Genomic DNA, 12,533 nt, shown 5'->3' with positions numbered 1-12,533 from the left:
AAGTATTAATAAAATTAACTTTTTGATATATCGCAAGCATGTAAGTCACGTTTAAAATATAAATTATTATTCTTATTCAAGATTGTTCGGTAAATTTGAATATTTTCAAGTACCCGTTGAACATAATCTCTAGTTTGAGAATACGGTATTAACTCAATCCAGTCAATAATTTTTCTTGTATCTTTTATATCCCTTGGATCACCGAATCTATCGATCCATTTTACTACCTTATGACTTCCAGCATTATAAGAAGCGATAGATAGAATATAGGATCCCTTATGATCATCTAATAGTTTTTTGAAATAATGCGAACCAAGCTTAATATTATATACCGGATTCCTAGTTAAATCTGCTACATTACATTTCATATTTATAGATTTTGCGGTATCACAAGCAGTATCTTTAATAAGCTGCATCAGCCCCATGGCGTTTGCATAACTCACTGCCTTATGGTCAAAGACTGACTCTTGCCTCATTATTCCGTAAGTTAAATGGGATGAAATAGGCAAACCTGCTAGATTATAAGGCGTTGGAAAAGCACAATCTGGAATAAAAGCATTATTTTGAGCGGCAATCTTTGCTACATCAACCATATAATGGGTATTATTACATCCTTTAATAATATTCACAATTATTTGAATTTCTGCAAGGCTTTTAGTATTTTTAATAGCTTCTTTGGAATATATCATGGCTAAGTGGTTTTTATTATATTTAACCAGTAACCTTATTGCTTTAATAATCTCTTTATTTTCTATAGTTTTCCTTTCTTCAGAAGTTATTACGGGAATAAGAGGCAAAACTAACTTTGTCCTATTTAATTCAATATTTGCTACCTGCCCATAAAAGGTAAAAGAATATTTGGCTGCTTGCTCGTAAAATTTTCTAGCCGTTTGCTTATCGCCTTTTGCTTCATAGCTGCGGCCTAACCAATAAAACCCACGTGCCAAACTAATCGGAGTTTTAACTACCTTGATAAACTTATTAAAATGTACTAATGCTTGATCAGGCTTCTTTAAAAAGCTTAAAGAAAGCCAACCTGCAAGCCACTCCTGCTCCCTTATAGTTTCAGGGCAAGTAGCAAAGGGCATCGTTGCCATTCTATAACTGTTGGCAAAATCTTTGTAATCGATGAATTCACGAGCATAATAATGTTGAATACGACACCATTTAGCAAAATGTTTACGGTTATTTTTAGCCTTCTTAAATAAAGCAATATCTCCACTCGTCGGTTTTTGCGTTTTTTTAGAATCTAAATAACGATATAATAAACCGGAAGTATAATATTTTTCAGGTATAGTTCTAAAAAGTTTTTCAGCATTTGGCGATTTATTGATAATCGCAATTTGTGCTTTAAAAGAATTATGATAGCCTTGATCTACATATTTTAGCGATTGCTCAGCAGACCTAATATCATTTTTCCATAAATGCTCTTCTATTCGCTCTAAATGATCATTTGTCGTTAAATATTTATGCCACTTATTGTAATATGCATTTTCTTCTTCAGGAGTAAAATTAGCATATACCCAAGCCTCTTTAATAACAGGTAGTAATATTTTCTGATCTTTGATTAAACTACTTGCAGCTGCCGCATAAAATTTATAACCTTTACCGGTAAGAGGGGGATGTTTACTAAACCAATCAAAAATTACTTTTTTATTTGTATTATTATTTAGATATTCTTCGGCTCTTTCTTCGAGTAATTTATTTTGAGGCCAATCCGGATTATTGCGTAAAAACCTTATTACTTGCTCAAAACTATTATCTAAATACTTATTATCTAAATATTTCTGAGAAAGTACGATTTTTATTAAAGCTTTATTATTTACCTCACAAGCTAAATCTTCAGCCTGTGACCAGTTTTTTTTATCAATATAGGTAAAAATCTGCTTAATATTATCTACAGGATCAGAATTAGCATTTACTTTTAAAGCTAATAATAAGAATATAGCAATTAATAATTTTATTGTGATTTTCATAAGTTTCATGATTTGTTGCGTGGATACCTAATCGTCATTGCGAGCGACTAAAAGGAGCATGGCAATCTCAGGAATTTTGTACTGTTTCATGAGATTGCCGCGTCAAGGCTTTGCCTCTCTCCTCGCAATGACATTTTTAGAATCCTTAAGCACCTGTAGAGCCGAAGCCACCGCTACCACGCACTGTTTCCTCAAGCACACTACTTTCTTTCCATAATATACGTTCGTACTTGGATATTATCATCTGTGCAATTCTCATGCCTTTTTCTATAACGAAATCTTCTTTACCGAGATTAATAAGAATCACCTTTATTTCACCTCGATAATCTGCATCAATAGTACCAGGCGAATTAGCAACGGTAATACCGTGTTTAACGGCAAGACCCGAACGAGGTCTTATCTGTGCTTCAAACAAATCCGGTAGTGCTATAGCAATACCCGTTGGAATTAGCTGTATTTCGCCGGCTTTTATTGTTATAGGCTGGTCGTTTGCGGCTATTAAATCCATTCCCGTACTATGCTCTGTAGCATATTCCGGCAAACTGCCTGAAAAATTTTCTAATTTCTTAATTTTAACTTGTGTTATAGTCATATTATTTTATATCAAATTTATCGTTAATAATTTTATTTTCAACTGTATCAATTAAAGAGTTAGCAAAATTATCTGCCAATATTTTACCTGACATACCGAGTTTCTTTTTAAGCCAAGGCTGCTTAGCACATAGATATTGAAACTTAATATTATCACCGAATTTTTCCTTCATTATGCTATACATATCACCTATACCGTCAATTAAGCCGTAATCAAGAGCCGTTTGTCCTGCCCAAAATTCGCCGTTAAATAAAATCTCGTCTTGTTGTGTTAACTTCCCTACTCTTCTTGTTTTTACATAATCAACGAAATGCTCATAAACCTGCTTTTGCAAATCTTTGATAATTTTAAGATCGTCTTTATTAATAGGTTTAAAAGGATCTAAAATTGCTTTATTTTTTCCTTCCGTATAAACTCTACGCTCTATTCCAAGTTTATTAATCGCTTCATGGAATCCAAATCCGCTTGATACTACTCCGATACTACCAATAACTGAGCTATAAGAAGCATATATTAGGTCTCCAGTGCAAGCAAGCCAATATCCGCCTGAAGCCGCCATATCTTCAATAAAACTATAAATTTTTATTTTATTTTCTTTAGCAAGGTCACGAATACGTTTTGCGATAAGTTCAGATTGTACTGGAGAGCCGCCCGGGGAATTAATAATTAAACATAAGGCTTTTAGTTTCTTTATTTTAAAGGCTTTTTCTATTAGCTCATTTAACGATTCTAACGTAAGGCCCGATTGCACGCTACTTACTTTACCGATAATACCGCTAAGACGCAAAACAGCAATTACGTCTTTAGAATCACCGAAAACCGAAGCAAATAACTGCTCTATTTTACTTATCTGACGTTTTGCTATTACCTGCTCAAATTCTGCATTCGCTATAGTTAATTTATTCACTTCATTCATTATTTTGCTCATTTTTAATTATATCCTTTTTTACAGGCGGCAAAGGCTTAGCCGGTTTATTCAAAGATCGCTCGTTATAACTATTTTTAGGCTCAGGATAATTTCCAGGGATGGCAGATAAAATAGTTTTCCTAACTTTTTCGTCATACCAATTTGTATTACCGACAAAGCTAGTGATTATTTTGCCGTTTGGGTCTATTAGTATACTAGTTGGTAAACTAACAACCCCTAAGGCTTTAAATAATTGATTTCTATAATCATGATGAATAGGTAAATATCTTATTTGATAGCTTTTAAAATATTCTTTAACAACTTTTATATCTTGATAATCTTCTGAAATTGGAATTACTGAAAAAGGTAGTTTCCTAAAATCTTTTTGCAATATATCAAGATCAGGCATTTCTTTGACACAAGGAGCACTCCAAGTAGCCCAAAATACTAACAATATAGTTTTTCCTTCAAACTGATCAAGAGAATATTGATTTTTTTCTTCATCAAAAAAAATTATATTATCAGGAACGTTTGAACCTCTTAAAAATTCTAATTTATCTTGATGCTTATTATAAAGCTTAGCATGAATTTTAGGAATAAAAATTATTATAGGTAATAAAAATACTATAATATATAAAAGATATTTATTATAATTTCTTAAGGTCATATAATAATTTATATAATGAAGACATTTTATTTATTCGTATTAGCACTTATATGCGTTGTATTATGTAGTTGCGGGATAAAAAAACCTTTAGAAGCACCAGTGCAAGAAACAAAGCGTCATTGCGAGGAAATTACGTAAGTAATTGACGAAGCAATCTTCTGTCAAAGCTCTGAGATTGCTACGCAGCCTACGGCTGCGTAGCTCATGACGTTACGAATACAACATCAATACCTCTTAAGCGTCGTACCTTGCAACACTAAATCAAAACAATAAGACTGCATATTTTCTTGCGGTTCAATCAATATCGGATTTACTTCACCGCACTCATTATCACACATATTTTTATCAGACAAATCTAAACGTGTTTCTAGAGTCGTAAGGCTAGGATGCTCTACTCTTATATTTGCACTTCTTAAATAACGGGAAGATTTATAAGGCAACATACTAACAAAGTAATATTCCCCTTTATTATTAGTAGTAGCAGTGCCTGAGCCGGTAAAGCTTGAATCACTTTTATTTGTGAACCTTCTTTTATCTACTCTAGTTTTTAAAGGCTCATAAGGGTATTTACCGCTACTCCCTGCTTGCCATAGATAAACTTTAGCATCTGCAACCGGTACGCAATTTTGATCTAATACTTTTCCTTTAATTAGTATTTTTTCACCGTAAAATTTTGATAATCTTCCTGTTTTACGTAATAAGTTATTAGTAGTCTCAAAAACTTTTGGTTCATAATCATTAAATATATTTCTAGTAATTTTACAACGATTAAGCTTATTAGGATAAGTTTTAGAAGCAGCAAATATGTTTAACATCCATAAACATAAAAAACAAAATATAAATTTTTTCACTTCTTACCACTTTTATATTTTAAAAAAATTCTATATTTAAAATTTAGACTAATTGCTTATAATAATCAAATTATTTTTATTCTCATTTGATTATTAAGCAATTGATTGTTATAGTAGACTTTGTTGTATCAAAATATTATATTATATGCAGAAATTTTTATCTTTAATAATTGTAATCCTAATACTTTACAATATAGTAAAGTTAAAAATAGCCCCTGACAATAATAATCCTACAACTGTAGAGCAAACGACTTCAAATAATTCATCTACTGATGAAAACCAAACTAGTATAAACAATGAACCCCCTATTTCATTAAACGGTAATTTATTTGAACGTACGGTTTCAAAAATAGTAATAAATGCTCTTAAAACCGAAGAAGGGAAAGCATTTTTTGAAAATATTTTACAACCGTTAAATGGACCTATCAATCCTAATGATTACACTATTGAAGTACGTAAGGATTTAGTAAAAACACTGTTCAAAATTAATACGCTCGGTAGCGGTAATATCGGTCCCGCTTCTTGCGGACATGTAGTTACCGTATTTTATCAAATATCAGATATGAACAATACTTTAATATCTGAAGATACTAAGACTTTTACTTTAGGCTCTGCTCCTGTAATGCTTGGCTTAGATAATGTAATAATCGGTATGATGGTAGGAGAAGCACGAGAAGCTATTATTCCAGCAAAATATGCCGTTAATAATAGTAATAATATTATCTTCGATGATGCTTATAATTATAAAGTTAATGTAATTTTAAAATCCATATTACCACAAAATTTTGTTAAAAGTAATGAAGTTAAAATTTATGACGATGAAATAGCTTATCGTGTTCCTTTATTATGTGGTGAAAAAGTAAGCTTTAATGCTAAAATTACTCGCTTATCAAACGGTAAAATATTATATGATTCTAAAGAAAAAGGACAACAAATAGATATGAAAATCGGCGATATTACATATCCTTTAATTTTTTCTTATGCCTTGCAAGGTAAAGTAACGGTTGGAACACGCAGTGTTATTGCTGAAGGCAAAACATTTAAAGCCTTAGGTTCTAACATAAATAAAATTATTTCTCATGAATCGTTACCGATAAATGAATATCTTTTGCTTGAACTAGGAGACTTTAAACAAAATTAAATAAATATGAAACAGCCTAAAATATCGGATATTAGCCCTATTTTCAAACTCGCTTATAGAGAGGAATTTAAAGGAGAAACGGCACACAGCACCGCAGCGTATAAAGAAGTACGTGAGGATGCGAGTACCGGATTGACGCATAAATTACCTCTAGAAGTAGAGTTTGAAAATAGGGCTAACAAAAAACAAAAAAATTATATTTTATTATCTATCCTTGTCATAATGATAATAATTGTATATCTTATAGCTTTAATAAAAATTGCAGGATAAATTTGGTGTTTATTAAAAATTTGAAACTCAAATGAAGAATATTTAATTTGAAAAAGAGTAATTAGTCTAAATTCCTCGGAGTGTAGCATATATTATTATAAGACTTTGCACCAATTTTTCAAATTAAACGAGTATATAAGAATCTTACTTTAAACTTTAATTAAGCTAGGAATTTAGTATGGAAATTATTAAAAAAAATATTATTATTATAATAGTAGGTTTAATATTTCTAGCAACAATCATTTATATCTCTATAAATAAGAGTTCCGATAATAAAACAAATAATAATATATTAGAAGTAAAGATAGCTATAAAAGATCATAAGTTTGTTCCGAATATAGTTGAAGTACCAAAATCTACTAAGATAAGGTTAATTGTTCATAATGAAGATGATACGGTAGAAGAATTTGAAAGTCATGATTTACATCGTGAAAAAATAGTTATGCCAAATGAGTCAATAAATATTATACTTGCACCGCTTAATCCTGGAAAATATGAATTTTTTGGAGATTTTCATCAAGATACGGCTCAGGGTTTTATAATTGTTAATGATTAGATAAAAATATGTTTAAAATTGCTTTAGTAGTGTTTCGTGAATGTTTAGAAATATCTTTATTACTTGGTGTAATACTCGCCGTAACAAAACAAATAGAAAGATCTCGTCTTTATATTATTGCCGGAGTAATGCTTGGAGTAGTATGTGCTTCAATTTTTGCATTTTTTACACGTAAATTATCTTTATCTTTTGGCGGAATAGGCGACGAGTTATTCGACTCCGGAATTATGATGCTAATAACAATTCTGATTAGCTGGACAATAATATGGATGCAAGGTTACGGTATAAAAGTAAAGCAACATATAAACGACTTATCGGTAAAAATTCATGAAGGTAATGCCAGTTATTTCATGTTGGTTTTTTTAGTTGCCACTACCATATTACGAGAAGGTGCAGAAATTATTATTTTAGTATATAGCATATCTTCAGTTGAAACAATATCAAGCAGTATTTACTTGCAAGGAGTGATAATAGGTGCTACAAGTGGCTTCTTACTTGGTTTAGTAATATATTTCGGTTTAATTAAGATTGCTAATCAAAAATATATTTTTAAAATCTCTACAGTATTATTAATGCTAATAGCAGGTGGATTTGCAGCAAGTGCTGCAGGTATTTTAACCTCTTCCGGTCTAATTATGTTTTTATCCGATCAACTTTGGGATAGTTCATGGTTAGTAGCAGATAGAAGTATGATAGGTAAAATCTTACATATTGTTACCGGTTATATTGCAAGACCTAATGGGCTACAAGTACTTGCCTATTTTACTACTATATTACTGATAAATATTTTCATACAAATAAAATTAAGATATTCCAAAAATATCTTAATATCAGTACAAAAAAATGAATCAAATTAATTTGATCAAAGAGAACAATTAAATTAAATATGTTAAAACTTTTATCAGAAATTGGTCCGGTAATAGCATTTTTTGCAGGCTTTTTTTATGGAGGCGGTATACAAAGCGCTACTCTTTATATGCTTATTACCTCTGTTATTTGTATTACTCTTTGTTATGTTATAGATAAGAAAGTATCCAAGCTTTCTATTATTTCTATGACTGTTTTATTGGTTTCGGGAAGTATAACTTTAATTAGCGGCGATTCAATGTATATAAAAATCAAGCCTACTATATTATATGTTATTTTTGGAATAATATTTCTCATGAGCGGTATAAGAAAAAATCCTTTTATCAAATATGCTTTAGAGAGTATAGTACGTCTTAAAGAAGAAAGCTGGATAACTTTAAGCTATAGAACAGCGGCTTTTTTCTTTTTTATGGCTGTAGTGAATGAAATAGTTTGGCGTAATTTCTCAGATGAAACATGGGTAAAATTCAAAGTATTCGGCGTAATACCTATTACTTTTATATTTATTTTGCTGCAATTACCTCTTTTATTAAAGAATAAATTACCGGATAGTAAGATATGATATTAAGAATTCTAATTTTTATAGCTCTCTCTTTTAGTCTATCTGCTTGTTTACCTGCTATTTTTACCGCAGCAGCCACTACCGGCATTGTTGCTTCAAAAGATCAGCCAATGTCTGAAACATTAAATGATTCAAGGATTTCTGCCGGTATTAAAACTGATTTAGTAAAAAATAATTTTAGAGAGTTAGGGGCTAAAATAAAGGTTGAAGTATCACAAGGAAGAGTATTATTAACAGGAAATATTCAAAAAGAATCGGATGCGTTAAAAGCCGTAGAAATTGCTTGGAATCAAAAAGGCGTAAAAGAAGTTATTAATGAGTTGAAAGTAAATAAAAACAGTAATCATTTTGACTTAGCCCAATATACTAAAGATAGTATGATAACCACGCAAATTAAAGCTAAAAACTTAGTCAGAAAAGACATTAAATTTGCTAATTATACTATTCTAACTATAGATAATATTGTTTATTTATTTGGAGTTGCAAGATCAGAAGAAGAGCTAGAAAAGCTTGCTTCTATTGCATCAAAAATAAAAGGTGTTGAAAAAGTTGTGTGTTATGCTAAAATAATGGATAACTTTAATAAGGCATGATGATGATACAGCGTCATAAGCTACAGCTAAATTCAGACAGCTTCAGACAGGATGAATTTAAGAGTAAGTCTGCGGAGCGTACAGTGGTACGTGAGCACAGACTTAACTCAAAAAATTCGCCTGTATCAAGCTGTCTGAATTTAGCTGTATTACTTTTATTAATTTTTTGTTTTTGTCTAAGCGGTTGTAATACCTCAAAAACATTACCTTATTCCCGTAAACATTCATACAAAGAATTATCAAAAGATGATCCTCATAATCTAACTTATAAAGGATATTATAAAGTTGGAAAAAATTATAAAATAAAAGGAAAGACTTACAAACCTCACAACCCTAAATCTTTTACCGAAACAGGTTATGCCTCATGGTACGGTGGATGTAAAGACGGTTTTCACGGTAAAAAAACAGCTAACGGTGATAGATTTAATAGAAATCTATTAACTGCCGCACATAAAACTCTTCCGCTTCCTTGCTTAGTTAAAGTTACCAATAAAGCCAATAATAAATCAGTAATTTTAATGGTTAATGATAGAGGTCCTTTTAAGAAAAATCGTATAATAGATGTTTCTCAAAAAGCGGCTGAAATTTTAGCATTTAAAAATCAAGGTATCACTAAAGTAAAAATAGAATATTTACCTAATGAAACTGAGAAATTTCTAAAAAATATTAATCTAAAAAAACCACAAAGTAAAACTTTAGCTAAAAACTCTAAAAAATCTTCATCTACTAAAGTTATAAAAAACAATAAATGTAGCATTAATTGTCATATAAAACTTGTAAATTTAAAGTATAAACTAGCAGTAAATCCTTAAAAGGTGTGTGAATATTAAATCACACCATTGTGAGCAGTCGTAGGCATTGTTGCATGGCTTGAAAAATGCGTACGGTGTCATACCGTGGCTTGACCACGGTATCCAAAAAACAATTAAAAATACTAATAATTTAGTATTTTTAACTGGACCCCGTGATCAAGTCGCGGGGGGTGACAATGTGAAAAAACCGATCCATGCAACAAAGCCCTTTAGTCGCTTGCAGACGATGTATATCAACTATGTATATTCTTTTTCTTTATTATTTTTGATTTAGCTTTTGTAGTAGATTTATTATTAGAAGCAAGCTTGATTGAAGGTTTAGAAACTATAGGCTTAACATTAAAATGCTGATCTAATAATCCAATCATTTTTTGATCACGAGATGCGGCACTTCTGCTGCCTGTAACAACGGCAATCAATGATTTACCGTTCCTAGAAGCAGTAGTTACTAAATTATAACCTGCCGGTGTATGAAAACCTGTTTTCATGCCTTCTGCACCTTGATAATTTTTAGTAACTCTATTATGTCCGTTTACTACGTTTCTACGAAATACAAAGCTGGTTTTAGCAAATAACGGATAATATTTTGGATAATCTCTTTTCAGGGCCATAGCAAGTTTAGCCATATCTCTTGCGGTAGTTTGCTGCAATGGGTCATGCCAACCTGAAGCATTTTTAAAATAGGTATTCTTCATACCGAGCTGCTTAGCTTTAACATTCATTAAATGAGCAAAAGCTTTTTCGGAACCTTTCATATTCTCAGCAACCGTTACGGCAGCATCATTAGCGGATTTTATGATTAATCCATTAATTGCCTCTCGAACGGTTATAGTTTCCCCTGCTTTTAAACCCAGCTTACAAGGCGGCATTTTTGAAGCTTTTGCTGATACAAGTAATTTTTTATCTAAAGGTAACTTACCGGCTTCGACTGCTTCAAACATTAAGTATAGAGTCATTAGCTTAGTTAAAGAAGCGGGGTAAATCCGAATTTGTGAATTATGGGCCTGCAACACTTTACCGCTTTTTGCATCAATTACTAAACTAGTTTGAACAGGAGGTTTAGGTGTATTTTTTATAGCTTTCTTCGCTTCGCTTATGGGAGCAAAGAAAAATGTTGCAATAAAAATATAAGGTAATAAAAATTTACTAAACATTTTAAATAAATAAAATATTATTCAAATTAAATCAAGTGTGATTTTTCGTCATTGCAAGGAAAAATTGAAAATTTTGACGAAGCAATCCAGTTAAAAATGCATAGCATTTTTTTATTATTTTTATGGATTGCCACGTTCCCTATGGTCGCTCACAATGACGATGGAAATAAAATTTAACTACATATTAACCTTTTTATTAAGATACATTAATATAAATAAAGCAGGCAAGGCTAAAATTATAGTAAAGATGAAAAAACCGTCCCAGCCCATCATATTTACGAATTTTCCGGCATAAATAGTGACAGTATTGTTACATAAACTACTAGCACTACTAAGTAAAGCATATTGTGTTGCGGAATATTTTTTATTACATAAATTACCTATATATCCGACTAAAGCAGTCGCACCCATAGCGGCAGCAAAATTCTCTATAGTAATAGCAATTAATAAAGCTTCAAAAGAAGGAGGCTGGTGATTAAGCCAAATAAATGCAAAATGCGTTAAGCTTTGGGCAATACCGGTAATAATCAAACCTTTAAAATTTCCCACTCTATACATTACAATACCACCGGCAAAACCGCCGACTAAGGTTGCAATCAATCCATAAAGTTTAGCTATTATTGCTATTTCGCCTTTTGTATAACCAAGCTCTATATAAAAAGGTGAGGCAACCACTCCAAGCATAGCATCGCCTAATTTAAAAAATATTACCGCAAGTAAAATAGTTATGGCAAATTCTCTTTTGAAAAAATCCTTGAAAGGATTAATTATTGTAGAAATCCATGAAGTAATAGAAATAATATTAATTTTTTCTCTTACTAATTCTTTTTCATTTACCGTTACTATAAATATAGTAGCAACGGCAAATATTATAGCTATAACAAAGAAAGTTAGTTGCCAATTATTTCCGGTTATTTCTGCAAGGTATAAAGCACCTGCCCCTGTAATAAGCATACCGATTCGATAACCGAATACGGCAGTTGCACTAGCTATGCTTTGCGTTTCATGATCAAATCTATCAATACGTAACGCATCAACAGCAATATCGAACGTGCTGGATAAAAAGCCTAATACTATAGTCAAAAAATATAAAGAAGTTAAAGAAACTTCAGGATTTTCCTTGCTCATAGCAATTAATACTAAAGCCATTAAAGAGCTACACAATATAAGCCAGCTTTTTCGATGCCCCCACCTACTTAAAAAAGGTATTTTAAAATTATCGACTAACGGTGACCAAAATACTTTTAACGAATATGATAACCTTGCAACCGCAAAAGTAGTAATAACAGCGATATCTATTCCGGATTCTTTTAACCATACCGAAAGAGTAGAAAAAATTATAACCAGCGGCATACCGCTAACCATCCCTAAAATAAATATTTCAAATAATCGATAGTCTTTAAAAATTTTGGTAATGAGCATTATGGTATTCCTTGTGTTGATGTCATTCCCGCGTAGGCGGGAAAGCGTTGTTGCGTGGATACCTAAGTCGTCATTGCGAGGAAAAATTGAAAATTTTGACAAAGCAATCCAGTTAAAAATTCTGATTTACAGAATTTTTTATTATTTTCCTGGATTGCCATGC

The 12,533-nt window shown here is 31.4% G+C and carries 14 protein-coding genes; 7 read left to right on the top strand and 7 right to left on the bottom strand.

Annotation, left to right across the window (positions count from 1 at the left end; translation table 11 throughout):
* Positions 1 to 14: 14 nt before the first annotated feature.
* From AB1146_RS05960 to AB1146_RS05940, 5 genes are all read right to left on the bottom strand, one after another.
* On the bottom strand, positions 15 to 1,976 hold the full coding sequence (locus AB1146_RS05960) for a lytic transglycosylase domain-containing protein (RefSeq protein WP_355403745.1): 1,962 nt from the start codon (positions 1,974 to 1,976) through the stop codon (positions 15 to 17).
* A 145-nt stretch (positions 1,977 to 2,121) separates the two neighbouring features.
* Positions 2,122 to 2,568: a dUTP diphosphatase gene (gene dut / locus AB1146_RS05955; RefSeq protein WP_010423241.1), complete on the bottom strand. Its 447-nt coding sequence runs from the start codon at positions 2,566 to 2,568 to the stop codon at positions 2,122 to 2,124.
* Between the two features lies 1 nt (position 2,569).
* Positions 2,570 to 3,484 carry a S49 family peptidase gene (locus AB1146_RS05950; protein ID WP_010423242.1) on the bottom strand — a complete coding sequence of 305 codons (915 nt, stop codon included), beginning with the start codon at positions 3,482 to 3,484 and terminating at the stop codon, positions 2,570 to 2,572.
* The gene (locus AB1146_RS05945) at positions 3,477 to 4,142 is read right to left on the bottom strand and encodes a TlpA disulfide reductase family protein (RefSeq protein WP_010423243.1); all 666 of its coding nucleotides are present in this window, start codon (positions 4,140 to 4,142) and stop codon (positions 3,477 to 3,479) included. The genes AB1146_RS05950 and AB1146_RS05945 overlap by 8 nt, the downstream gene beginning before the upstream one ends.
* A 224-nt stretch (positions 4,143 to 4,366) precedes the next feature.
* Positions 4,367 to 4,993, bottom strand: coding sequence for a dioxygenase (locus tag AB1146_RS05940; protein ID WP_010423244.1), 627 nt, complete (start codon positions 4,991 to 4,993; stop codon positions 4,367 to 4,369).
* Positions 4,994 to 5,138: 145 nt separating this feature from the next.
* Here AB1146_RS05940 and AB1146_RS05935 point away from each other — a divergent pair, with 145 nt between their 5' ends.
* From AB1146_RS05935 to AB1146_RS05905, 7 genes are all read left to right on the top strand, one after another.
* Complete coding sequence (locus AB1146_RS05935) at positions 5,139 to 6,134, top strand: FKBP-type peptidyl-prolyl cis-trans isomerase (protein WP_010423245.1); 996 nt, start codon at positions 5,139 to 5,141, stop codon at positions 6,132 to 6,134.
* Positions 6,135 to 6,140: 6 nt separating this feature from the next.
* Positions 6,141 to 6,404: a palindromic element RPE1 domain-containing protein gene (locus tag AB1146_RS05930; protein WP_010423246.1), complete on the top strand. Its 264-nt coding sequence runs from the start codon at positions 6,141 to 6,143 to the stop codon at positions 6,402 to 6,404.
* Positions 6,405 to 6,582: 178 nt separating this feature from the next.
* Positions 6,583 to 6,960, top strand: a complete 378-nt coding sequence (locus AB1146_RS05925) for a cupredoxin domain-containing protein (RefSeq protein ID WP_010423247.1) — start codon at positions 6,583 to 6,585, stop codon at positions 6,958 to 6,960.
* 8 nt (positions 6,961 to 6,968) lie between these two features.
* On the top strand, positions 6,969 to 7,817 hold the full coding sequence (locus AB1146_RS05920) for an FTR1 family protein (protein WP_010423248.1): 849 nt from the start codon (positions 6,969 to 6,971) through the stop codon (positions 7,815 to 7,817).
* A gap of 29 nt (positions 7,818 to 7,846) precedes the next feature.
* Positions 7,847 to 8,389, top strand: a complete 543-nt coding sequence (locus tag AB1146_RS05915; RefSeq protein WP_010423250.1) for a septation protein A — start codon at positions 7,847 to 7,849, stop codon at positions 8,387 to 8,389.
* The gene (locus AB1146_RS05910) at positions 8,386 to 8,982 is read left to right on the top strand and encodes a BON domain-containing protein (protein WP_010423252.1); all 597 of its coding nucleotides are present in this window, start codon (positions 8,386 to 8,388) and stop codon (positions 8,980 to 8,982) included. Before AB1146_RS05915 ends, AB1146_RS05910 begins: the two co-directional genes overlap by 4 nt.
* Positions 8,982 to 9,794 (top strand): septal ring lytic transglycosylase RlpA family protein, encoded by an 813-nt coding sequence (locus AB1146_RS05905; RefSeq protein WP_010423254.1) that lies wholly within the window; start codon positions 8,982 to 8,984, stop codon positions 9,792 to 9,794. Before AB1146_RS05910 ends, AB1146_RS05905 begins: the two co-directional genes overlap by 1 nt.
* A gap of 233 nt (positions 9,795 to 10,027) precedes the next feature.
* Here AB1146_RS05905 and AB1146_RS05895 read toward each other — a convergent pair whose 3' ends face one another.
* Positions 10,028 to 10,948, bottom strand: coding sequence for a D-alanyl-D-alanine carboxypeptidase family protein (locus tag AB1146_RS05895; protein ID WP_010423256.1), 921 nt, complete (start codon positions 10,946 to 10,948; stop codon positions 10,028 to 10,030).
* 177 nt (positions 10,949 to 11,125) lie between these two features.
* Positions 11,126 to 12,370 carry an AmpG family muropeptide MFS transporter gene (locus tag AB1146_RS05890; protein ID WP_010423258.1) on the bottom strand — a complete coding sequence of 415 codons (1,245 nt, stop codon included), beginning with the start codon at positions 12,368 to 12,370 and terminating at the stop codon, positions 11,126 to 11,128.
* Between the last annotated feature and the right edge of the window lie 163 nt (positions 12,371 to 12,533).

Source organism: Rickettsia helvetica, assembly GCF_963970025.1.
GTDB lineage: Bacteria > Pseudomonadota > Alphaproteobacteria > Rickettsiales > Rickettsiaceae > Rickettsia > Rickettsia helvetica.
The sequence above is the reverse complement of the archived record's forward strand: the minus strand, read 5'-3'. Positions and strand labels throughout refer to the sequence as shown.

Excerpts from the sequence above, each read along its gene's own strand:
- AB1146_RS05895 (WP_010423256.1), bottom strand. The coding sequence starts at position 10,948 with ATGTTTAGTAAATTTTTATTACCTTATATTTTTATTGCAACATTTTTC.
- AB1146_RS05935 (WP_010423245.1), top strand. The coding sequence starts at position 5,139 with ATGCAGAAATTTTTATCTTTAATAATTGTAATCCTAATACTTTACAAT.
- AB1146_RS05915 (WP_010423250.1), top strand. The coding sequence starts at position 7,847 with ATGTTAAAACTTTTATCAGAAATTGGTCCGGTAATAGCATTTTTTGCA.
- AB1146_RS05930 (WP_010423246.1), top strand. The coding sequence starts at position 6,141 with ATGAAACAGCCTAAAATATCGGATATTAGCCCTATTTTCAAACTCGCT.
- AB1146_RS05945 (WP_010423243.1), bottom strand. The coding sequence starts at position 4,142 with ATGACCTTAAGAAATTATAATAAATATCTTTTATATATTATAGTATTT.
- AB1146_RS05960 (WP_355403745.1), bottom strand. The coding sequence starts at position 1,976 with ATGAAAATCACAATAAAATTATTAATTGCTATATTCTTATTATTAGCT.
- AB1146_RS05925 (WP_010423247.1), top strand. The coding sequence starts at position 6,583 with ATGGAAATTATTAAAAAAAATATTATTATTATAATAGTAGGTTTAATA.
- dut (WP_010423241.1), bottom strand. The coding sequence starts at position 2,568 with ATGACTATAACACAAGTTAAAATTAAGAAATTAGAAAATTTTTCAGGC.
- AB1146_RS05910 (WP_010423252.1), top strand. The coding sequence starts at position 8,386 with ATGATATTAAGAATTCTAATTTTTATAGCTCTCTCTTTTAGTCTATCT.
- AB1146_RS05950 (WP_010423242.1), bottom strand. The coding sequence starts at position 3,484 with ATGAATGAAGTGAATAAATTAACTATAGCGAATGCAGAATTTGAGCAG.
- AB1146_RS05890 (WP_010423258.1), bottom strand. The coding sequence starts at position 12,370 with ATGCTCATTACCAAAATTTTTAAAGACTATCGATTATTTGAAATATTT.
- AB1146_RS05920 (WP_010423248.1), top strand. The coding sequence starts at position 6,969 with ATGTTTAAAATTGCTTTAGTAGTGTTTCGTGAATGTTTAGAAATATCT.
- AB1146_RS05905 (WP_010423254.1), top strand. The coding sequence starts at position 8,982 with ATGATGATACAGCGTCATAAGCTACAGCTAAATTCAGACAGCTTCAGA.